19 protein-coding genes and 1 other RNA gene are annotated in these 20,852 nt (G+C 67.9%); 3 read left to right on the forward strand and 17 right to left on the reverse strand.

The window, feature by feature from the left end:
- Positions 1–50: 50 nt before the first annotated feature.
- The 15 genes from G332_RS0110090 to rsmI form a co-directional block, all read right to left on the reverse strand.
- Positions 51–989: a D-alanine--D-alanine ligase gene (locus G332_RS0110090; RefSeq protein ID WP_026340774.1), complete on the reverse strand. Its 939-nt coding sequence runs from the start codon at positions 987–989 to the stop codon at positions 51–53.
- Complete coding sequence (murB, locus tag G332_RS0110095; protein ID WP_026340775.1) at positions 986–1,948, reverse strand: UDP-N-acetylmuramate dehydrogenase; 963 nt, start codon at positions 1,946–1,948, stop codon at positions 986–988. The genes G332_RS0110090 and murB overlap by 4 nt, the downstream gene beginning before the upstream one ends.
- Positions 1,945–3,375 carry a UDP-N-acetylmuramate--L-alanine ligase gene (gene murC, locus G332_RS0110100; RefSeq protein WP_019626878.1) on the reverse strand — a complete coding sequence of 477 codons (1,431 nt, stop codon included), beginning with the start codon at positions 3,373–3,375 and terminating at the stop codon, positions 1,945–1,947. Before murC ends, murB begins: the two co-directional genes overlap by 4 nt.
- Complete coding sequence (gene murG, locus G332_RS0110105) at positions 3,372–4,466, reverse strand: undecaprenyldiphospho-muramoylpentapeptide beta-N-acetylglucosaminyltransferase (protein WP_019626879.1); 1,095 nt, start codon at positions 4,464–4,466, stop codon at positions 3,372–3,374. The genes murC and murG overlap by 4 nt, the downstream gene beginning before the upstream one ends.
- On the reverse strand, positions 4,463–5,662 hold the full coding sequence (ftsW, locus tag G332_RS0110110) for a putative lipid II flippase FtsW (RefSeq protein WP_019626880.1): 1,200 nt from the start codon (positions 5,660–5,662) through the stop codon (positions 4,463–4,465). Before ftsW ends, murG begins: the two co-directional genes overlap by 4 nt.
- A complete protein-coding gene (gene murD / locus G332_RS0110115; protein ID WP_019626881.1) occupies positions 5,659–7,005 on the reverse strand; it encodes a UDP-N-acetylmuramoyl-L-alanine--D-glutamate ligase in 1,347 nt (448 codons plus the stop codon). The genes ftsW and murD overlap by 4 nt, the downstream gene beginning before the upstream one ends.
- Before the next feature lie 4 nt (positions 7,006–7,009).
- A complete protein-coding gene (mraY, locus tag G332_RS0110120) occupies positions 7,010–8,092 on the reverse strand; it encodes a phospho-N-acetylmuramoyl-pentapeptide-transferase (protein WP_019626882.1) in 1,083 nt (360 codons plus the stop codon).
- Complete coding sequence (gene murF / locus G332_RS0110125; protein WP_019626883.1) at positions 8,073–9,443, reverse strand: UDP-N-acetylmuramoyl-tripeptide--D-alanyl-D-alanine ligase; 1,371 nt, start codon at positions 9,441–9,443, stop codon at positions 8,073–8,075. Before murF ends, mraY begins: the two co-directional genes overlap by 20 nt.
- Positions 9,440–10,948, reverse strand: a complete 1,509-nt coding sequence (locus G332_RS0110130; protein ID WP_019626884.1) for a UDP-N-acetylmuramoyl-L-alanyl-D-glutamate--2,6-diaminopimelate ligase — start codon at positions 10,946–10,948, stop codon at positions 9,440–9,442. Before G332_RS0110130 ends, murF begins: the two co-directional genes overlap by 4 nt.
- Entirely contained in the window at positions 10,945–12,660 is a 1,716-nt protein-coding gene (locus G332_RS0110135; RefSeq protein WP_019626885.1) for a penicillin-binding protein 2, read from the reverse strand. The genes G332_RS0110130 and G332_RS0110135 overlap by 4 nt, the downstream gene beginning before the upstream one ends.
- Positions 12,648–12,932 carry a cell division protein FtsL gene (gene ftsL, locus G332_RS0110140; protein ID WP_019626886.1) on the reverse strand — a complete coding sequence of 95 codons (285 nt, stop codon included), beginning with the start codon at positions 12,930–12,932 and terminating at the stop codon, positions 12,648–12,650. The genes G332_RS0110135 and ftsL overlap by 13 nt, the downstream gene beginning before the upstream one ends.
- Positions 12,932–13,858, reverse strand: a complete 927-nt coding sequence (rsmH, locus tag G332_RS0110145) for a 16S rRNA (cytosine(1402)-N(4))-methyltransferase RsmH (RefSeq protein WP_019626887.1) — start codon at positions 13,856–13,858, stop codon at positions 12,932–12,934. The genes ftsL and rsmH overlap by 1 nt, the downstream gene beginning before the upstream one ends.
- Positions 13,859–13,863: 5 nt before the next feature.
- Positions 13,864–14,304: a division/cell wall cluster transcriptional repressor MraZ gene (gene mraZ, locus G332_RS0110150; RefSeq protein ID WP_019626888.1), complete on the reverse strand. Its 441-nt coding sequence runs from the start codon at positions 14,302–14,304 to the stop codon at positions 13,864–13,866.
- A gap of 287 nt (positions 14,305–14,591) precedes the next feature.
- Positions 14,592–14,937: RNase P RNA component class A (gene rnpB / locus G332_RS13085), an RNA gene on the reverse strand.
- Between the two features lie 277 nt (positions 14,938–15,214).
- Positions 15,215–16,081: a 16S rRNA (cytidine(1402)-2'-O)-methyltransferase gene (gene rsmI, locus G332_RS0110155; protein WP_081619801.1), complete on the reverse strand. Its 867-nt coding sequence runs from the start codon at positions 16,079–16,081 to the stop codon at positions 15,215–15,217.
- 48 nt (positions 16,082–16,129) lie between these two features.
- On the opposite strand from rsmI, the gene G332_RS0110160 reads away from it, so the two are divergent.
- From G332_RS0110160 to G332_RS0110170, 3 genes are read left to right on the forward strand one after another with little or no spacing between them, the layout of a single operon-like run.
- Positions 16,130–18,016, forward strand: a complete 1,887-nt coding sequence (locus G332_RS0110160; RefSeq protein WP_019626890.1) for a penicillin-binding protein activator — start codon at positions 16,130–16,132, stop codon at positions 18,014–18,016.
- 1 nt (position 18,017) lies between these two features.
- Positions 18,018–18,374 (forward strand): YraN family protein, encoded by a 357-nt coding sequence (locus G332_RS0110165; RefSeq protein WP_019626891.1) that lies wholly within the window; start codon positions 18,018–18,020, stop codon positions 18,372–18,374.
- 10 nt (positions 18,375–18,384) lie between these two features.
- Positions 18,385–19,779 carry an FAD-binding oxidoreductase gene (locus tag G332_RS0110170; RefSeq protein WP_019626892.1) on the forward strand — a complete coding sequence of 465 codons (1,395 nt, stop codon included), beginning with the start codon at positions 18,385–18,387 and terminating at the stop codon, positions 19,777–19,779.
- On the opposite strand, the gene G332_RS0110175 is transcribed toward G332_RS0110170, so the two are convergent.
- Together G332_RS0110175 and G332_RS0110180 are read right to left on the reverse strand one after the other, a co-directional pair.
- Positions 19,772–20,206 carry a ClpXP protease specificity-enhancing factor gene (locus tag G332_RS0110175; protein WP_019626893.1) on the reverse strand — a complete coding sequence of 145 codons (435 nt, stop codon included), beginning with the start codon at positions 20,204–20,206 and terminating at the stop codon, positions 19,772–19,774. The genes G332_RS0110170 and G332_RS0110175 overlap by 8 nt on opposite strands.
- Positions 20,203–20,829, reverse strand: a complete 627-nt coding sequence (locus tag G332_RS0110180) for a glutathione S-transferase N-terminal domain-containing protein (protein WP_019626894.1) — start codon at positions 20,827–20,829, stop codon at positions 20,203–20,205. The genes G332_RS0110175 and G332_RS0110180 overlap by 4 nt, the downstream gene beginning before the upstream one ends.
- Positions 20,830–20,852: the final 23 nt, after the last annotated feature.

Consider the following 20,852-nt stretch of genomic DNA (forward strand, 5'->3'; position numbering starts at 1 on the left):
AGGTCCCTGACGCTGCTGCCGGCGCGTGCGTCGCGTTGTACGACGTGCGTTCAACGCAGCCCTCCACACTCGAAGCTGGAATCAAGAATGCGCAGGCACAGCGCATCGAAGTCGATCCCGGCGGCCGCCGCGGCCTTGGGCACCAGCGAGTGGTCGGTCATCCCCGGGATGGTGTTGACCTCGATCAGGAAATTGTCCCCGTGTTCATCCTGCAGGATGTCCACCCGGCCCCAGCCACAACCTTCCAGCGTCGCGAAGGCCGCGATCGCCAGCGACTGCAGCTCCAGTAATGCGCTGGAATCCAGCGGCGGCGGGCAGACATACCCGGTATCGTCCGCCTCGTATTTCGCGTGGTAGTCGTAGAAACCTCCGGCCGCCCGGATCTCGACCACCGGCAACGGCTCGTTCCCGAGGATGGCAACGGTGTACTCGCGCCCGCTGATCCACTGCTCCGCAAACACCTGGCCCGGCTGCAGGCGCGCGGCCTCATAGGCCGCCGGGAGATCGGCCACACGATCGACACGGGTAATGCCCAGGCTGGAACCGCCCCGGGCCGGTTTCACGATCAGCGGCAGACCCAGGGCATCGGCGACCGCTTCCGGATCGAACCCCGGGGTCAGCAGGCGGTAAGGCGCGCTGGGCAGGTTACTGCCCGCCCAGAGACGCTTGCAGGCGAGTTTGTCCATACCCAGGGCAGAGCCCAGCACGCCGGTGCCGGTGTAGGGCAGCCCCGCCATGTCCAGGCAGCCCTGCAACATGCCGTCCTCGCCACACTCTCCGTGGAGCACGATGAACACGCGGTCGAAACCCTCCAGATCCAGACTACGCGCGCGCTCGCGGGTCAGATCCACCGCGTGGGCGTCCACACCCTGACGCTGCAGGGCCGCCAGCACGGCCTGGCCGCTGTGCAACGAGACCTCGCGCTCGCCCGACCAGCCGCCCATCAGGACCGCAACCCGGCCGTAGTCATGTGCCATTCGCTTGCTCATGCCATTCCCTCGCTTTCCTCGTTCGCGCCCGCGTGCCGTCCGAGGACGCGCACCTCCGGCTTCAGCCGGATGCCGAACTGGCGCTGCACCACATCCCGGGCGTAGCGCAACAGCCACTCGATGTCGGCGGCCCGAGCATGGCCGTCATGGGTAATGAAATTGGCGTGCTTGGACGAGATCTCGGCGCTGCCGCGACGCAACCCCTTCAGGCCGGCTGCCTCGATCAGGCGCGCGGCGTGATCACCCTCCGGATTGCGAAACACCGAGCCGCAGGACGGCAGGCCCAGCGGCTGACGATCCGCACGTTCGCGCAGCAGTTCGCGGATGCGCCGGGTCCCGGTCGCGGAATCACCGGCCGCCAGTTGCAGGATGCAGCCGGTAAACCATTCGCCCTCGGGACCGTGCACACTGCGATAGCCAATGCGGTAGTCGGCCGGGTTGCGGGTGTGCAGGTTGCCGCGCCCGTCGATCGTCGTGACCGATTCCACCAGCGGCCAGATCTCGCCGCCCCAGGCCCCGGCGTTCATGCGCAGCGCGCCACCCACCGTGCCCGGGATACCGGCCAGGAACTCGGCCCCGACCAGCCCCTCGCGGGCCCCGAAACGCGCGGCCTGGGCACAGGCCAGCCCCGCTCCCAGCAGCAGGCGATCGCCGTCCAGATGACAGCGATCATTGAGGACCCCGGAAAGGTGCACCACCAGCCCCTCGATCCCGCCGTCCCGGATCAGCACGTTGCTGCCGAGGCCGAGAAAGGTCACCGGCATCGCCGGTGCATGGGTTGCGTGGTCCCGCAGGGCCGCGACCAGATCATCGAGATCGGCCGGCTGGTACAGCCAGTCGGCCGGACCGCCCACCCGCCAGGAGGTCAGGCCCGCGAGCGGAACGCGCGCCTCCAGGCGCCCCCGCGGGACACCGGCGAACGGACCGGGGGCGCTGTCCATTACCCGCTCCGCCATCATGATGCCCCCCCGTCGCTGGCCAGCAGATGTTGCGGCAACAACCCCGCCAGGCGCCCGATATCGCCGGCACCCTGGGCAATCACCACGTCACCCGCGCGCAACATGCGGCCGAGGACATCCACAACGTCGTCCGCACGTTCGACGAACACCGGCTCGACCTGACCGCGCAGGCGAATCGCCCGCGCGAGACTGCGACCGTCGGCGCTGGGGATCGGATCCTCGCCCGCCGCATACACCTCCAGCAGGATCAGGACATCGGTCTCCGACAGTGCCTCGACAAAATCCTCGAACAGATCGCGGGTCCGGGTATAACGGTGCGGCTGAAAGATGGTGATGCGCCGCCGATCCGGCCAGGCATCGCGCGCCGCCGTCTGAGTCGCGCTGATCTCGCGCGGGTGATGGCCGTAGTCATCCACCAGGGTCACCGGGCCGCTGGGCGCCTGCCAGGTCTGCACCTGGAAGCGCCGGCCGATGCCCTGGAAGCGCTCCAGGGCGGCCTGGATTGCGGCCGGCCCCACCCCCAGTTCATGGGCCACGGTGGCAGCTGCCAGGGCATTGAGCACGTTGTGGCGGCCGGGCAGATTCAGCGTGACCGGGAACGCGGCCTGCCCCGGCAGTTCCAGGTCGAAGAACATGCGCACGCCTTCCTGGCGCACGCGGCGCGCGCGCACGTCAGCGGCCTGTTCAATGCCGTAGGTCAGACGCGGGCGCTCCAGCTCCGGACACAGCGCGTGCACCTGCGGATCATCCACGCACAGCACCGCCAGCCCGTAGAAAGGCAGGTGATGCAAAAACTCCAGGAAGGTGGTCCGGAGCTGCTGGAAGTCATTGCCATAGGTCCCGAGATGGTCAGCATCGATATTGGTGACCACGCTGACCATGGGCTGCAGATGCAGGAAGGAGGCATCGCTCTCGTCGGCCTCGGCCACGAGGTAATCGCCGGCGCCCAGGTTCGAGTGGCTCGCCGTGCTGTTCAGACGACCGCCGATCACAAAGGTCGGGTCCATCCCCGCCTCCGCGAGCACGCTGGCAATCAGGCTGGTCGTGGTGGTCTTGCCGTGGGTACCGGCTACCGCGATGCCGTAGCGAAACCGCATCAGCTCGGCCAGCATCTCGGCCCGTCGCACGATCGGGATGCCACGCCGGCGTGCCTCCTGCACCTCCGGGTTCGAAGGATTGATTGCGCTGGAGACCACCAGCACGTCGGCATCGGCCACATTGGCCTCGGTATGGGCCGATACCACCGGCACCCCCATCCCCTGCAGGCGCTGGACCATCGGCGACTGCCCGAGATCGGAGCCCGACACCTGATAGCCCAGCTGATGCAGGACCTCGGCGATACCGCTCATGCCGGACCCGCCGATCCCGACACAGTGGATGCGACGGATGCGACGCATCGCGTGATGTGGCAGCCGCGTCGCGCTCATCCCGTCCCCTCCTGGCGGACACCCGCCATCTCCATGCAGGCATCCGCCAGTCGCCGCGCCGTATCCGGATACGCCTGCTCGCGCGCACGCACGGCCCGGGTCCTCAGGGTCTCGCGATCCAGCGGCGCCACCAGCTCGTACACCCGCTCGGCCTCCAGCTCCGCGTCCGCGATGAGCCAGGCGGCGTCGGCCCGCACCAGCGCCTCCGCGTTCGCGGTCTGGTGATCGTCCACCGCATGCGGATACGGGACAAAGATCGCCGCCACCCCGGCGGCAGCGACCTCGGCAACCGTCAGCGCCCCGGCCCGACAGATCACCAGATCCGCCCAGGCATAGGCTGCCGCCATGTCGTCGATGAAGGCATTGATCTCGGCCTCGAGCCCCGCCTCGGCATAGGCAGCGCGGGCCTCGTCCAGGGTCCGCTCGCCAGCCTGGTGGCGAACCTGCAACGGCTGTTGCGCGGCCACACGTGCCAGCGCACCCGGCAGGGTGCGATTCAGCGAACGCGCCCCCAGGCTGCCACCGAGAATCAGGATATTCAGCGGGCCCTCGCGCTCGTCGTAACGCGCCTCGGGCGCCGGCAACGCGGCGATCGCGGCGCGTACCGGATTGCCCACCACGGTCATCGTCACGCGTTCGGGGAAACTGTTTTCGAAGCCGGCGTAGACGCGATCGGCGACCTTCGCCAGCCAGCGATTGGTCAGACCCGCTACCGCATTCTGCTCGTGGATCGCGAGGGGGCGCCCCAGGGCCGCCGCCATCAGCCCGCCGGGACCGGCAGCAAACCCGCCAAAGCCGATCACGGCATCCGGGCGCAGGCGGGTCATCAGGCCCAGGGCGGCCCACAGCGACAGCCCGACGCGCCAGGGTGCCAGGGCCAGCCCCACCAGCCCCTTGCCACGAACCCCGGCAATAGGAAGCGTGTGCAGTTCGATGCCGGCCTCCGGCACCAGGCGGGACTCCACCCCGCGCGCGCTACCCAGCCAGAGCAGCTCGGCTCCGCGGGCGTGCAGGAGCTCGGCTACCGCCAGCCCCGGGAACACGTGGCCGCCGGTGCCGCCGGCCATGATCAGGATGCGCGGCGGCTTCATGTCAGCCCTCCACGGCGGCGACGCGGCGCAACCCGCGGAGCCGGGACCTGCGCCTCGCGATAGACACGCATCACCAGCCCGATCGCCGCCAGCGACACAATCAGCGAACTCCCGCCGTAACTGAGAAACGGCAGGGTCAGTCCCTTGGTGGGCAACAGCCCCATGTTGACCGCAAGGTTCAGGAAGGCCTGCAGGCCCATCCAGATCGCCACCCCGAAGGCCAGATGCGAGGCGAAGGCGTGGCCGCCGCGTTCCGCCATCAGTCCGATCCGGATGCAGCGCCACACGAGCACCGCGAACAGGGCAATCAGGGCGACCACCCCGACAAACCCGAATTCCTCCGCAAACACAGCGAACAGGAAATCGTTGTGCGCCTCCGGCAGGTAGAACAGCTTTTGCACGCTGTTGCCCAGCCCGGCACCAAACCAGCCACCCGAACCGATCGCGATCAGCGACTGGGTCAGCTGGAAACCGGTCGCGAAGGGGTCCTGCCAGGGATCCAGGAAGGCGGTCAGGCGCGCGACCCGGTAGGGCGCTGCCACTGCCACGATGGCCATGCCGACCGCGATGGTGCCGCCCAGCGCCGCGAACTGCCACAGCTTCGCGCCGGCCAGGAACAGCATCCCCATGCCGATGGCCAGCATGATGGCGGCCCCGCCGAAGTCCGGTTGCAACAGCATCAGGATCGTACCCACTCCGAGGACGATCAGCGGCCGGATAAAGCCGAGGAAGCTCAGCCTCAGGGTCGAATAGTGGCGCACGATATAGCCGGCCAGGTACATCACCACCAGCAACTTGACCAGCTCGGCCACCTGCAGATTGAACATACCCAGCGGGATCCAGCGTGTAGCCCCGTTGACGGTACGGCCCACGCCGGGAATCAGGACCGCAATCAGCAGCAGCATCACCAGGATCAGCAGCCAGGGGCCGGCACGTTCCCAGCGCTCGAGCGGGACCGACCACAGGAAGGTCGCAACCGCAAGACCGATGGCGGCAAAGATCACCTGGCGCTGAAAGAAGTGCCAGGTGTTGCCAAAGTAACGTTCGCCCAGCCCCATGGAGGCCGAGGCAACCATCACCAGGCCGATACCCAGGAGGATGCTGGCCACCGCCAGCAGCGGCAGATCGACCTGATCACGCAGACCGGCGATCAGGCTGCGTTCCTGTTGCGCGATGCGGGAGCTGGACACACTCATGCCGTCAGCCTCCGAACCGCGCGCACGAAGTCGTCCCCGCGCGCCTGATAATCGGGATACAGATCAAGGCTGGCGCAGCCCGGTGACAGCAGCACGGTATCGCCGGGTTCGGCCCAGTCCGCCGCCTGCGTCACCGCGGCATCCATATCCTCCACCCGCTGCACCGGCACCACCGAGGCCAGGGCCCGGGCGATCAGCGGCGCATCCTCGCCCAGGAGGACCACCCCGCGCACCTTGCCGGGCACATAATCCGCCAGCGGGGAGAAATCCTGGCCCTTGCCCTGCCCGCCGGCGATCAGGACCAGCGGCCCCGGCGTGCCGCGCAGGGCCGCCAGGGTCGCGCCCACGTTGGTGCCTTTGGAGTCATTGATGTAGTCAACGCCGTCGACCGCGGCGATCCACTGCGAGCGATGCGGCAGACCAGCGAAATCGGCGAGCGCGGCAAGGGCCCGGGTCCGCGCGTCCGGCTGCTCCAGCCAGGGCCACGCGAGGGCCAGCGCAGCGAGTGCATTGGCCCAGTTGTGCTGCCCGCACAGACGCAAGCGGGCGGTGGTCAACAGATGCTCCTCGCCGCGGACCAGATCCGGCGCAGTTACGCCCGGGGCCACGCCAAAGTCGCGGGTCGTCCGCGGTGCATCCAGCCCGAACGAGGCCACGTCCAGCCCGGCCGGCAGCGCAAGCGAGCATAACCAGGCGTCGTCACGGTTGAGAACGCCGCGCTCGGCGCGATCCAGGATGCGCGCCTTGGCACGCACATAGGCCTCCAGATCCGCATAGCGATCCAGATGATCCGGCGAGATGTTCAGGATGGCAGCCGCCGCCGGCGCCAATACGGTGCTGCGTTCGAGCTGGAAGCTGGACAACTCCAGCACATAAAGCTGCGGCGCCTGCTCCAGCAGGTCCAGCGCCGGGGTGCCGAAGTTGCCGCCCACCGCCACCTCCCAGCCGGCAGCGCCCAGCAGCTCGGCGACCAGCGCGGTCACCGTGCTCTTGCCATTGGAACCGGTAATCGCGATCACCGGCACGGCTGCCACGGCGGCGAACAGGTCGATATCGCCAGTCAACTGCACCCCGGCGGCGCGCGCCCGCTGCAGGACCGGGTGTTCCAGGGCCACACCGGGGGAGACGATCACGCGCGCGAACCCGCTCGCGTCCAGAGCATCGAGCGGGCCGGCCCAGGAATCGGCCAGCCATGCGGCAGGCGCGCCCGGCTCCAGCGCCGACGGACGGGCACGGGTGTCAGTCACCGCGAACGTCTGCCCCTGCGCATGCAGATAGCGGGCAACCGACTGTCCGGTTGCCCCCAGGCCTACGATCAGGTTGTCGGCGGTGGCTCGAGTCATGGCGTCAGCGCACCTTCAGGGTCGCGAGACCGATCAGCACGAACACCACGGTCAGGATCCAGAAACGCACGATCACGCGCGGCTCCGGCCACCCCTTGAGTTCGAAGTGATGATGCAACGGCGCCATGCGGAAGATACGCCGTCCGGTCAGCTTGAACGACGCGACCTGGAGCATCACCGAAAGGGTCTCCAGCACAAAGATGCCGCCCATGATCAGCAGCACGATCTCCTGCCGCGTCAGGATGGCCAGCATCCCCAGCGCAGCGCCCAGGGCCAGTGCGCCGACATCGCCCATGAACACCTGCGCGGGATAGGTGTTGAACCACAGAAAACCAAGCCCGGCGCCAACCAGTGCCGCCGCAAAGATCACGACCTCGCCGACGCCGGGCACGGCCGGGATGCCGAGATATTCGGCAAATACGGCATGACCGGCCGCATAGGCAAACACCCCCAGGGCCCCCGCCACCAGCACCGCCGGCATGATCGCCAGGCCATCCAGGCCATCGGTCAGGTTCACCGCGTTGGAGGCGCCCACCACCACCAGCCACACCAGCGGGATGAACAGCCAGCCCAGACTGAACTCGACATCCTTGAAGACCGGCAGATAGAACGTCGTCTCCACCGGGCTCTGGGCGGTATACATGATCACCCCGGCGGCAATCAGCGCGAACAGCGTCTGCCACAGGATCTTGGCGCGGGCCGAAAGCCCCTTGCTGTTGCCATAACGAAGTTTCAGGTAATCGTCCCAGCCGCCGACGGCTCCGAAGGCCAGGGTGGTCAGCAGGACAATCCAGACGAAGCGGTTGGTCAGATCACTCCACAGCAACGTAGCCACCGCGACCGCGACCAGGATCAGGGCACCGCCCATGGTCGGCGTGCCGGCCTTGCTCAGGTGCGACTCGGGGCCATCATCACGAACCTGCTGACCCACCTTGCCAACAGTCAGCCGACGGATCACCGCCGGCCCGATCAGGAGCGCGATCGCCAGCGCCGTGACCACGCCGAGGATGGCGCGGACGGTCAGGTACTGGAAGACCGAAAAGCCGGAATGGAACTGCGTCAGATACTCAGTCAGCGCGTACAGCATTCGCTACCCCCGGCGCTGACGCGGCCAGATCCAGCCTCTCGAGAATCTGCTCCATGTGCTGACTGCGCGAGCCTTTCACCAGCACGGTCGTACCGGTGGCCAGCAGTGGCTCCAAGCGTGCGCGCAGGGCGTCATGGTCGGCAAACCACTCGCCACCCTCACCAAAGGCATCGGCGCTCTCGCGCGCGGCCTCGCCCAGGGCGAGGCACCGGTCAATGCCCATCGCACGGGCCAGTTCACCGGTCTCGCGGTGCAGATCGCGGTCGGCGGCCCCCAGCTCGCCCATCGCACCCAGGACCAGGATGCGCCGTCCGGGCATGGCGGCCAGCACTTCCAGTCCAGCTCGCAGGGAATCCGGATTGGCGTTGTAGCTGTCATCCCAGACCCGCGCCCCACTGGCATGCCACAGCTCCTGCAGACGACCGCGCACCGGCTCCCAGCGCGCGAGGCCCTCAACAATGCGATCGATCCCGATCCCGACGGCATTCGCGGCCGCCGCGGCCGCGACGGCGTTGGCTGCAAGATGGCGTCCGGGACCGGCCAGGCGCAGGTCGCGCCCGGCGCCAAGGATGGCCAGATGCAGCCGATCCGGGGCCTGCCACATGCCCTCGACCTCGCCACCCCCCTCCAGCGAGAAGCGCTGGCAGTGGTGGTGCTCGTTCAATGACAACCAGTAGTCGGCGAACGGATCGTCCAGATTAATGACCGCGGTGCCGCCCTGTGCCGGCAGCCCCGTGTAGATCTCGGCCTTGGCATGGGCAACACCCTCGAGGCTGCCAAAGCCTTCCAGATGCGCGCGCCCGGCATTGGTAATCAATGCCACCTGCGGTTCCACCCAGCGCACCATGCGACCGATCTCGCCGGCGTGGTTGGCACCGAGTTCGATCACTGCGTAATCCACGTCCTGCGGCATCGCCAGCAGGGTCAGCGGCGTGCCGATCTCGTTATTCAGATTGCCCGCAGTGGCATGTACCGAACCCACGCCCTCGAGGATGCAACGCAGCATCTCCTTGGTAGTGGTCTTGCCGTTGGAACCGGTCAGCGCGATCACGCGCGCGCGGCTGCGGCGACGCCACTCGCAGCCCAGGCGTCCCAGGGCCTCGCGGGTATCGGGCACGACCACCTGTGGCTGTGGCAGATCCAGCGCACGTTCCACCAGCAGGACCGCCGCCGGCAGGTCCGCGCTCAGCTTCTCGTGGGCATCGAAGTTCGGACCGCGCAGGGCCACGAAAAGCCCCCCGGAACGCGGGTCGCGCGTGTCCGTGAAGACCCCCGAAAAGTTCGCATCCGGCGCACCCTGAAGGCGGCCCTGAACGGCCGTCGCCAGTTCCTGGCTGGTCATCTGGATCATGTCTCCCCCATGCCCTTCAGGCCGCTGGCACTGACCTGTTCACGATCGCTGAACGGGTACCGCATGCCGTGGATTTCCTGCGTGGTTTCATGCCCCTTGCCGGCCACCAGGACCACATCGCCGGCATCGGCCTCGGCCAGGGCGCTGGCGATCGCGGTGGCGCGATCACCGATCTCGTGGCTCTCGGCCGCGTCGACACAGCCTGCGAGGATCTCGGCGCGAATCGCGGCAGGGTCCTCCCCGCGCGGATTGTCGTCGGTCACAAACACCACATCCGCCAGCCGGCAGGCAGCTGCACCCATCGCCGGTCGCTTGCCGCGGTCGCGCTCGCCGCCACAGCCGAACACCACACTCAGGCGCCCGCGGGTATGCGCGCGCAGCGCCTCCAGCGCGGCCGCCAGCGCCTCTGCGGTATGGGCGTAGTCCACCACCGCCAGCGCACCACCGGGTTGCGGGAACCGTTCCATTCGCCCGGGCACACCGGGCAGTTCCGCCACCGCTGCAACAGCGGCATCGAGTTCAACGCCCAGGGCCTGCAGGGCCGCCAGCGTGGCCAGCAGGTTCGCGACCTGGAAGCGGCCGAACAATGGCGAGTTCACCGTCAGGGTTCGGTCACCGGCCGCGAGCACGAAGCGCAGCCCCTCGGGCGTCGCCGCGATGTCTTGCGCGCGCAGGTCGGCATCGGGACAGCCGGCAGCGCTGTAAGTCCGTGCACGTACACCGTCAGGCAGGTGCGTCAGCATCTGACGCCCGAAGGGGTCGTCGAGGTTCAGTACCGCATGCTGCAGCCCCGGCCAGGCGAACAGGCGTGCCTTGGCCGCGGCATAGGCCTCGCGGGTACCGTGGAAGTCGAGGTGATCGGAACTCAGATGGGTCAGCACGGCCACCGAGATCGGGGCCGCGGCGAGACGCCCCTGGGCCAGCCCATGCGAAGACGCCTCGAGGACCACGGCCCGGCAGCCGGAACCCGCGAGCTCGGCCAGGTGGCGCTGCAGATCCAATACGCCGGGGGTCGTATGGCCGGTGTCCACCAGATGCCCCGGACGGCCCACACCCAGGGTGCCAATCAGTCCGGACGGGCGGCCCAGGCGCTCCAGCGCCAGTGCAATCAGGTGGGTCACCGAGGTCTTGCCATCGGTACCGGTCACGGCGACCACCGGATCGGCGGCCGGCCAGACACCGAACAGGGCCTGCGCCATCCGGGGCAGGCGTTCGCGCAGCCCCGGGACGCGCACCCGGGGCACCGTCAGGGTCAGCTCCGGTTCCGGCCCCTCATCCCACAGGATGACACCGGCACCCCGGGCCGCCGCCTCGGCGGCATGAGTCAAACCGTGCTCCCGGGTTCCGGTCAGCGCCACGAAGGCACTACCGGGGCGCACGCGGCGGCTGTCCTGAACCAGGTCGCTCACCGGCAGCTGTTCCAGCCCGGCAGGCAGCCAACCGGATGGCAGGAGCTCGCCCAGCAGGACCGGCGGCGGCAGGAGGGTCTCGCGGGCGGCCATCATGTCGTCCCCTCGCGTTCTGCAGCCAGACGCATGGGGATTTCCGGCATTGCATCCGGGCGCACATTGAACATGCGCAGGGCCGAGGCCATCACACGCTGGAACACCGGAGCCGCCACGGCGCCGCCGTAGTACACGCCGGCGCGCGGCTCGTCGATCACCACGGCCATCACGAAGCGCGGGTCGGAGGCCGGCGCAAGGCCCACAAAGTTGGAGTAATAGCGATCCTCGGTATAACCACCCGGCCCGCTCTTGCGGCTGGTACCGGTCTTGCCGGCCACGCGGTAGCCGTCAATCGCGGCCTGGCGAGCGGTTCCCTCGGTACCGATGACGTGCTCCATCATCGCCAGGACCTGTTGCGCCGTCTCCGGCGCCATTACCCGAGCGGGTTCTCGCAGGTCATCGGCCGTGCGTACCAGGCGCACCGGGATGCGTTTGCCGTTGTTGGCAAACGCGGTGTACGCGGCGGCCATCTGCAGGGTCGAGGCCGACAGGCCGTAGCCATAGGCAAGCGTGGCCTGCTCGACCTCGCGCCAGGTGGTGAAATCACGCAGACGGCCCGAGGCCTCGCCCGGAAAATGGGTGCCCGGTGCCTGCCCGAAGCCGGCCTGATGCAGGGTCTGCCACAAGCGATCGGCCGGGGTTGCCAGGGCTAACTGGGTCGCCCCCACGTTGCTGGAACGGGCAATCAGCGTGGTAAGGTCAATGGTCCCGTAATCGCGCAGGTCGCGTACGGTCAGACGCCCGACCCGCATGGTGCCCGGCCCGGTGTCCAGGGTGGCATTCGGGTCCACTGCCCCTGCATCCAGGGCCGCGGCGACGGTAAACGGCTTCATCACCGAACCCGGCTCCAGGGTATCGGTGATCGCCCGGTTGCGGGCGCGATCGGAACGGATTGCCCCGCGATTATTCGGGTTGAACCCGGGCTGGTTGACCAGCGCCAGGACCTCCCCGCTACGCGCATCCAGCAGGACCGCGGAACCACCGCGTGCATTGTGCTCGGTGACCGCGGCCTTCAATTCGCGGTAGGCCAGGTACTGCAGGCGCTGATCGAGGGTCAGGGCCAGCGTGTGGCCGTCGCGTGCCGGGCGGATACTGGCGACATCGCGAATGGTGCGTCCGTGGCGGTCACGCAGCACACGCTTGGACCCGGGCTGGCCCGACAGCCAGTAATCGAAGGCCAGTTCCACACCCTCCTGGCCCTGATCATCGATATTGGTGTAGCCCAGCACATGCGAGGTCGCCGCGCCGTGCGGATAATAACGTCGGAATTCCCGGTTCAGGCCGACGCCCTGCACACGCAGGGCGGCCACCCGCTCGGCCTGCGCCGGCAACATATGCCGACGCAGATAAATGAACTCGCGCTCGGCACGCGACTCGATCCGTTCGGCCAGCCAGTCGGGCTCGACTTCAAGGACCGCCGCCAGCTCGTCCCAGCGGTCACGCTGGTCCAGCAGGTCCTGCGGATTGGCCCAGGCGGTCTGCACGGGCGCCGAGATCGCCAGCGGTTCGCCTTCACGATCGGTGATCATGCCGCGATGAGCCGATTCAATCAGGGTCCGTACCTGGCGCTGTTCCCCCTGCTGGGTCAGGAAATCGCGCTCCAGGACCTGCAGGTCGATGGCGCGCAGCAACAATGCGGCGCTTGCGATCGCAAAGACCCCGATCACGACTTTCAGTCGTCCGCCACTGATCTGCCGCTTCAGCGCGCCCATGCGTCACCTCCGATCACAACGACCCGCTCGGAGTCCGGAGGGAACATCCCCAGGTGTTCGCGCGCCCGCTCTTCGACTCGGCCCTGGGTTGCCCAGGTGGACTGCTCGATCTGCAGCTGGGTCCAGTCGAGGTTGAGGGCATCGCGCTGCGCCAGCGCCTGCTGGTGATCGATGAATGCCTGGCGCGCCTCGTGCTTGGCGGTCACAACGCCAATGGCGGAGGCAAACACGCCCGTCGCCAGCACCACGGCCAGGAGCCCGCGCAAAACCATCACAGCCGCTCCCCGATGCGCAGCACCGCAGAGCGCGACCGCGGATTGCGGCGCTGTTCATCGCGATCCGCATGGATCGGCTTGCCGACCGGGCGCAGCTTGCGTTCCGGCTCCTCCGGCATCACCGGCAGACCGCGCGGCAGGCGTACATCCGCAACCGGCTTGCGCAGGGCCTGCTTGACCATGCGATCTTCCAGCGAATGGAAGCTGATCACCACCAGACGGGCGCCCGGCGCCAGCACGTCGGGGATCGTGGCCAGCCATTGCTCCAGCTCGGCCAGCTCCTGGTTCACGAAGATGCGCAGGGCCTGAAAGCTGCGGGTGGCCGGATGCTTGCCGGGTTCACGCCTCGGCACCGCGCGGCTGACGAGGTCGGCCAGTTGTCCCGTGCGCGTGATCGGGGCCTCGCGTCGCGCCGCCACGATCGCGCGCGCGATGCGCCGCGAGTGGCGTTCCTCGCCATAGCGATAAATCACGTCCGCGATTTCGGTCTCGTCGGCCCGGGCCAGCCAGTCCGACGCACTCTCGCCACAGGTGGGGTCCATGCGCATATCCAGCGGGCCGTCGTGCTGAAAGCTGAAACCGCGCTCGGGGGTATCCAGCTGTGGCGAGGACACGCCCAGGTCAAGGAACACCCCGTCCGCCGGACGATCGGGGAAATGCCGACGCAGGGTCGCGGCCATGGTCGAGAACGCGGCTGGCTCGAAGGTGAAACGGGGGTCTTCGCTCAGTGCTGCGGCGGCCACAGCGGCCTCCGGGTCCCGGTCCATCGCCAGCAAATGGCCCTCCGGACCGAGGCCCTCGAGGATCGCGCGGCTGTGTCCACCCCGGCCGAAGGTACCGTCGACATACAGCCCGTCAGCGCACATGGCGAGACCCTCCAGCACTGCATCGCGCAGCACCGGGATATGTGAACCGGCATCCATGGTTGTCACAACGCAATGGACTCGAGCGCTTCATCATCCACGTCGCCCCCCAGCACCTGGGCACAGGTCTCTTCCCAGGTGGCTTCGTCCCAGATCTCGAACTTCTTGCCCTGCCCCAGCAGGACGACCCGCTTCTCCAGGCCGGCGTACCGCCGCAGCGGTGTCGGCAGCAACAGACGACCGCTGCCGTCGAGTTCACATTCGGTGGCGTGGCCCACCAGCAGGCGCTGCAGGTTGCGCACCTTGGGGTTCATGTTGGGACGGGACATCAGGTTCTGCTCGATGCGCTCCCATTCCGGAAACGGGTAGAGAAGGAGGCAGCGGGAGGGGTCAACGGTAATCACCAGCTGGCTGTTGCAGCTCGCAGCGAGGTCGTCGCGATACCGCGCCGGCATACCCAAGCGGCCCTTCGCATCCAGATTGAGCTGGCTGACGCCTCGAAACATGACTGGTAGCGGCGGTTACCCACCTTTCCCCACTTTGCCCCACTTTTCGACACTATAGGTACGGACATCCTCGCGAGTCAAGAAATTTGACCCTGAAAAACAAAAAATAAACCTTGAATCACAGAGACTTAGCGCAACCCGCTCGAGCACGCCGAAAGGACTGAAGGAAGGGCATAAAAAGCCGGACCTTGAGGGCTACACTTAAGAAATTACTTCACGAGTTTTCGGCAGGAACCGCCGAGCTGGCGACACGCCGGCCCGCGGGTGGGGCCGCAACGGTGGGAAAAAGTGGGAGTCGGCCATAAGCCGGGTTCTGTCGTGGGCAGTCATTCATCTGGGACGCCCGTCACCGGACGCCTCGTGCAGCCTACCCGGGTGCGATGCGGGCCACACCATACACCCCTATTTGGCCTTGCTCCGGACGGGGTTTACCCTGCCACGGTCTGTTACCAGCCGTGCGGTGCGCTCTTACCGCACCCTTTCACCCTTACCTGTGCCCGAGGGCCATCGGCGGTATATTTTCTGCGGCACTTTCCGTCGGCTCACGCCGCCCAGGCGTTACCTGGCGTCCTGCCCTGTGGAGCCCGGACTTTCCTCCACATCCGAGGATGCAGCGACTGCCTGGCCGACTCCCGCGCCCCTTGTACGCCGCCCGGCCCCCGAACGCAAGGCTTTGCCAGGTCCCGGCGAACAACGGCCTGGCCCGCCATCCGCGCGACCGGGTCAGGGTCAATAGCGATTCACCAAAAGGCACGAAGACCGGAAGCAGCTCAACCGGATTCCGGACACCATGCCCCGGGCGACACGACAACCCCCAGCCCCCGCCGACCATGCTCTTTCCCCACTTCAAGCCGCCCTGTCAGCCGCCCTCCCAACACGCTCGCGACGATCAGCCAGACCCGACAGGCGCCTACTCGGCGGCGTTCTTGAGGGCCAGGGCTCGGGCGTAGACGCGGTTGCGCGGGAGGTCGGTGGCATCGCAGAGCAGACGTGCGGCCCGCTTGAGGGGCAGCTCCTGCAGGAGCGCCGCCAGCAGGCGCTCGTGTTCGGCCGCCAGCGGTTCGTCGGCCGCAGCGCCGGTTGCCACAACCGGCGCGGGTGCGAAGATCAGCACAAACTCGCCGCGCGTGCGATTGCCGTCCGCATCCAGCCAGGCCGGGAGACCCGCGGCCGCCCCCCGATAGTGCTCTTCGAACTGCTTGGTCAGCTCACGCGCCAGGAATACCTCGCGCTCCGGGGCCAGCCCGGCGAGGTCCGTGGCCGCCGCCCGTATACGATGGGAGGATTCGAACACAATGGTCGTGACGGGTTGAGCCAGGAGCCCTTCCAGCTGCCGCAGGCGCGCCCCGGCCGCGTGCGGCAGAAAGCCTTCAAAGCAGAAGCGATCCGACGGCAACCCTGCGACCGCAAGCGCCGCGAGGGGCGCGCTGGCCCCCGGCACCGCACGCACCGGCAATCCAGCGTCGCACGCGGCGCGCACCAGACGATAACCGGGATCGGAGACCAGCGGGGTGCCGGCATCCGAGACCAGGGCGACCGACTCCCCCGCCTGCAGGGCCTGCAACAACACGGGGACACGCTCGGACTCGTTGTGTTCATGCAGGCTGACCAGTGGAGTGCGAACCCCCAGGTGCGCGAGCAGCCCGGCACTGTGTCGCGTATCCTCCGCTGCGATGCGCGCGACCTGCCCCAGGACCTCTCCGGCCCGGGGACTCAAATCCCCGAGATTGCCAATCGGGGTGGCAACTACCCATAACGTGCCCCAGTTCGTTGACACGGCCTGATGCGCTTTCAATACTGACTCCTCATTCGCCAGGGAAACCTCGTGACCACCATCGTGCCCCGATCTCAGCACCGCGCCGGCCATGCCCGGCTGCCGTCCCGCCTTGCCCTGTTGTTGCTGACCGCGACCATCGTGGCGGGCTGCGCAACGCCGCGTCCGGATCCGCTCCCCGACCCCGAGCCAGAGCCCGAGGAACGCCCGGATCTGGTCGAGCTCGCACCCGAGGTGCGCGCCAGCCTGCTGCTGAACGAGGCCCGTGCGCGCCCGCAACCGGACGCCATTCGCGAGGCCCTCACCGCCGTGCTGGCCCTGGACACGCCCAGCGCGAACCAGCTGGAACAGGCCGACCAGCTCTGGAACGCGCTGCCCGCTGCCGAACGCGCCCCGCAGGCCACCCGCCTGCTCGGGGCCCAACTGGCCGCGGCCCGGCGCGACTGGGAACAGGCGCGCGAACGCCTGGGCGGAGATGACCCGGATGATCCGACGCGCACGCCCTCGGTCTACCGCCAGGGGCTATCCCTGCACGCCAGACTGCTGGAACACGAGGGTCAATGGTATCAGGCCCTGGACAGCCGTCTGCTGCTGGACGGCCAGCTCGTCATGGAACCGGACCTGCATGCGGAGAACCAGCAGCGCATCTGGGGCGTGCTGGCCGCACTGCGCCCCGCTCAGCGGGAGCAGCTGCTGGGCACCCGCTCGCCCGACAGCGATGCCTGGGTGCGCCTGTTCATGGCATTGCGCAGTGCAGACTCACAAGACCAGGCGCGGCAGGCCGCCGCCCAGTGGCGCGAACGCAACCCCTCCCATCCGGCCAACAGCCTGCTCCCCGACCTGCTGGCCAGTTTCCCGCTTGCAACCGACCACGAGGGCGACACCCTGGTCCTGCTGCCCCTGTCCGGCGACCTTGCCGAGCTGGGCCACTCCGTCCTCGACGGCATCACACGCGCCTACTACGCCGAGCATACCGGCGGCGGCCGCCTGATCGTGCGCGATACGCACGGCGCGCCGGAGACTGCGGCCGCCCTGTACCGCAACGGGGTCGAAGCGGGGGTCTCGCGCATCATTGGTCCGTTGCGCCGCGAATCCGTGCAAGCGGTGGCCGCCCGAGAACAGACGCGCCCCACGGTCCTGCTCAACCGTACCGATGTCCGCGCCCACGATGACATCACCACTCTGGCACTGAATCCGGAAGAAGATGCACGGGCCGTTGCCGACCGTTCTGCCCGTGCCGGGTGGCGCCACGCCCTGGTGATCCTGCCCGAGGGGACGTTCGGGGATCGTGTGGCCCGGGCCCATCAGGCCGCGCTCGCCGAGCTGGATCTGCAGGCGCGCACAGTAGTCCGGGTGGACCCCATGGCGGATGATCTGAACGCCACCATCGGCAACGCCGTGGGCATCCCGCAAAGCGAAGGGCGGATCCGCGAACTGGCTCGCCGCACCGGGCTGGAGCTGGAGGCGGATCCGCAGGTACGCGCCGACATCGACCATCTGTTCGTGGCCGGTGCGGCAACCCAGGTGCGGCGTATCGTGCCGCACCTGCACTTTCATCGGGCCACTCAGCTCCCGATCATGGCCACCTCCCATGTATACGCCGGTGACCCGGATTCCCGACGCGATGCGGATCTGAACGCCATCGTATTCCCCGACGCACCGCACCTGTTCGACCGCATCCAGCCGCTCGACGCAAATGGCGCGGCCATCGCGACCCCGACCCTGCCCCGCTTCGTGGCCCTGGGAATGGACGCGCTGCGCCTGAGCCTGCGCCAGGACGCCGTGCGAGCGGCACCCCATCACCAGATGCCGGGCGGCACCGGGACCTGGAGACTGAACCCGCTCACCCACGAATGGGTGCGCGAACCGGCCTGGGCGCGCTTCGAGCGCGGCGAACCGCAGCGCATCGACCGACCTGCGGCCAGCGGGGACTCCTGACGTGTTCCGTCCGGGCGCGGCCGGCCAGGCCGCCGAGCGCCTCGCGGCGAACTACCTCGAAAGCCGCGGCCTGCGCCTGCGCGCCCGCAACGTGCGTCGCCCCTACGGCGAGCTGGACCTGGTGGCGGTTGAGGGCGACACCCTGGTGCTGGTGGAGGTGCGCAAACGCAGCCATCCGGGCTTTGGAGGTGGCGCCGAGAGCATCGACCGACGCAAACAGGATCGCTTGTTGCGGGTCGCCGAGGCCTACCTGCAGGAAAGTCGCTGGACCGGGCCTGTTCGGTTCGACGTGATCACCCTGGACGGGAACGATCACATCGAATGGCTGCAGGACGCGATCCAGGGGCGCGTGTCGTGAGTCGCCCGGCATGACGCCGCTGCAACGCGAACTGGAACGCCTGCTGCCGGCTGGCGACCACCTGGTCGACCCGGCGGACTGCTGGAGCTACGGGGCCGACAACTCCAAACTGCATGCGGTACCGGAGGCGGTCGCCTTCCCGCGCGATGCGACAACCGTGCGTGAACTGGTGCGGCTGTGCCGCACGCTGGGTGTTGCCCTCACCAGCCGTGGGCGCGGGACCGGGACCACGGGAGCCGCCGTCCCGGACCATGGTGGCCTGGTCGTCTCCTTCGAGCACATGAACCGAATCGTCGACGTCGACCCGGCCAACCGCTGGTTGATCGCCGAACCCGGCGTAACCAACGGCGCGATTCAACAGGCGGCGGGCCAGGAGGGCTTCTTCTGGCCGCCGGACCCCACCAGCAGCGCCTACTGCACCCTCGGTGGCAACCTGGCCTATAACTCGGCAGGCCCGCATGCCGTGAAGTACGGCACACCCCGGGACAACACCCTCGGCCTGGCCGGCGTGGCCGGCACCGGGGAGGCATTCCGTACCGGCGTCCACACCACCAAGGGCGTGGTCGGCTACGACCTCACCCGCTTGCTGATCGGCTCCGAAGGCACGCTCGCCGTCCTCACCGAGGCCACCCTGCGCCTGACCCCGAGGCCGGAGGCCACGCGGCTGATCCAGGCGGTCTATCGCAACGTCGACGCGGCCGCCCGCGCCGTGTCGCGCCTCATGGCGCGCGCGGAGGTCCCGTCGGCGCTCGAGTTCATGGATCACTCCGCGATCGCGATGATCCGGGACTACGCCGCCGACTGCCCACTGCCGGCAGATGCCGGGGCCATCCTGATGATCGAAACCGACGGCACGGAGGCCGGCATCGAGGCGACCACCGCCGGCGTGCGCCGCGCGGCTGAAGGCGAAGGTTGCCTCGAGACCGTAAGTGCCGACACCCCGGAAGCAACACAGGCATTGTGGGCGGTGCGCAAGGCACTCTCGCCCGCGCTGCGCACGGTGGCGCCGAAAAAGATCAACGAAGATGTCGTGGTCCCGGTGTCGCGCATCCCGGATCTGATCGCCGGCCTCGACCGCCTGGCGGCCGAGCACGGGATCCGGATCGTGAATTTCGGGCACGCCGGCAACGGCAATATCCATGTCAATCTGCTGGTCAACCCGGACGACCCGCAGGAGCTTGCAGCCGCGCAACGCTGCCTGGACGCGGTGTTCTCACTGGTGCTGGGGCTGGGCGGCACGTTGTCCGGCGAACACGGTATCGGCCTGGTCAAACGCGGCTTTGTCGGGCGCGAGCTTGATCCGGTAGCGTTGAACCTGATGGCCGGGATCAAACAACAGTTTGACCCCGACAACATCCTCAACCCCGGCAAGGCACCGGGGCCGAATATCCGTCCAGTTACTTGACGACCTTCAGTGCCGGCCCCTTGCGACGGGCGGCTGGCTTTGCGTTACCTTCTCCGGAACCGGAGGGGCCCGAATCATCCGGCCCGTCACCGCCGGGACCATCCTCCGGCCCCGGGCCCGGCTCGCTTCCGAACATCATCCCCTGCCCGTTTTCGCGCGCGTAGATGGCCAGCACCGCCGGCATGGGCACGTACACATCCATTGGGTTACCGGCAAAGCGCGCCGAGAAGGCCACGGCATCATCCCCGAGATTCAAGGCCTGCACGGCCGATGGCCCCACGTTCAGGGTAATCTTGCCCTGCTCGACAAATGCCGGCGGCACGGCGACCCCTTCCACCGTGGCGTCGACCAGGATATGCGGCGTGAAGCCGTTATCCGTGACCCACTCCCAGAGTGCACGCAGCAGATAGGGACGCGACGAAGTCACAGGCGCAGCTCGCGCTCGGCCTCGGTCAAACTTACCTGGAACGACTCGCGCCGGCACACCCGATCGGCGTACTCCTGGATCGCCTCGGGCAACGATGTGATATCGATACCGACCGCCGGAAGCCGCCACATCACCGGGGCAATCGCACAATCGACGATCGAGAACTCGTCGCTCAGGAAATACGGCTTGAGTTCGAAGATCTCCGCCGAGCTCACCAGACTCTCGCGCAGGATCTTGCGCGCCTTGGTCAGCCCGTTCCCCGAGGCCTGATAGACCGCATCCAGACCGTCGTACCAGTCACGTTCGACGCGATAAAGCGCCAGGCGCGCGGCCGCACGGGAAACCGGGTCCACCGGCATCAGGGGCGGGTGCGGAAAACGTTCATCCAGGTATTCGGTAATGACGTGCGTCCCGTACAGGGCGAGATCCCGGTCCACCAACGTGGGAACCTCGTTGTACGGATTCAGGTCGGAGAGATCCTCGGGCAGCTCGTCAGGCCCGAGGTTCACAACATCGACTGCGATATCCTTCTCCGCAAGGATGATGCGCACCCGGTGGCAACGCACACAGTCGTGAGCGGAAAACAGGGTCATAACGGAACGACGATTGGCGACCAGCGCCATGGCTTTCTCCCTAGGGAAACACT

Source organism: Thioalkalivibrio sp. ALJT (assembly GCF_000381825.1).
Taxonomy (GTDB): domain Bacteria; phylum Pseudomonadota; class Gammaproteobacteria; order Ectothiorhodospirales; family Ectothiorhodospiraceae; genus Thioalkalivibrio.

Excerpts from the sequence above, each read along its gene's own strand:
- G332_RS0110090 (WP_026340774.1), bottom strand. The coding sequence starts at position 989 with ATGAGCAAGCGAATGGCACATGACTACGGCCGGGTTGCGGTCCTGATG.
- murB (WP_026340775.1), bottom strand. The coding sequence starts at position 1,948 with ATGATGGCGGAGCGGGTAATGGACAGCGCCCCCGGTCCGTTCGCCGGT.
- murC (WP_019626878.1), bottom strand. The coding sequence starts at position 3,375 with ATGAGCGCGACGCGGCTGCCACATCACGCGATGCGTCGCATCCGTCGC.
- murG (WP_019626879.1), bottom strand. The coding sequence starts at position 4,466 with ATGAAGCCGCCGCGCATCCTGATCATGGCCGGCGGCACCGGCGGCCAC.
- ftsW (WP_019626880.1), bottom strand. The coding sequence starts at position 5,662 with ATGAGTGTGTCCAGCTCCCGCATCGCGCAACAGGAACGCAGCCTGATC.
- murD (WP_019626881.1), bottom strand. The coding sequence starts at position 7,005 with ATGACTCGAGCCACCGCCGACAACCTGATCGTAGGCCTGGGGGCAACC.
- mraY (WP_019626882.1), bottom strand. The coding sequence starts at position 8,092 with ATGCTGTACGCGCTGACTGAGTATCTGACGCAGTTCCATTCCGGCTTT.
- murF (WP_019626883.1), bottom strand. The coding sequence starts at position 9,443 with ATGATCCAGATGACCAGCCAGGAACTGGCGACGGCCGTTCAGGGCCGC.
- G332_RS0110130 (WP_019626884.1), bottom strand. The coding sequence starts at position 10,948 with ATGATGGCCGCCCGCGAGACCCTCCTGCCGCCGCCGGTCCTGCTGGGC.
- G332_RS0110135 (WP_019626885.1), bottom strand. The coding sequence starts at position 12,660 with ATGGGCGCGCTGAAGCGGCAGATCAGTGGCGGACGACTGAAAGTCGTG.
- ftsL (WP_019626886.1), bottom strand. The coding sequence starts at position 12,932 with ATGGTTTTGCGCGGGCTCCTGGCCGTGGTGCTGGCGACGGGCGTGTTT.
- rsmH (WP_019626887.1), bottom strand. The coding sequence starts at position 13,858 with ATGGATGCCGGTTCACATATCCCGGTGCTGCGCGATGCAGTGCTGGAG.
- mraZ (WP_019626888.1), bottom strand. The coding sequence starts at position 14,304 with ATGTTTCGAGGCGTCAGCCAGCTCAATCTGGATGCGAAGGGCCGCTTG.
- G332_RS0110170 (WP_019626892.1), top strand. The coding sequence starts at position 18,385 with ATGACGCCGCTGCAACGCGAACTGGAACGCCTGCTGCCGGCTGGCGAC.
- G332_RS0110180 (WP_019626894.1), bottom strand. The coding sequence starts at position 20,829 with ATGGCGCTGGTCGCCAATCGTCGTTCCGTTATGACCCTGTTTTCCGCT.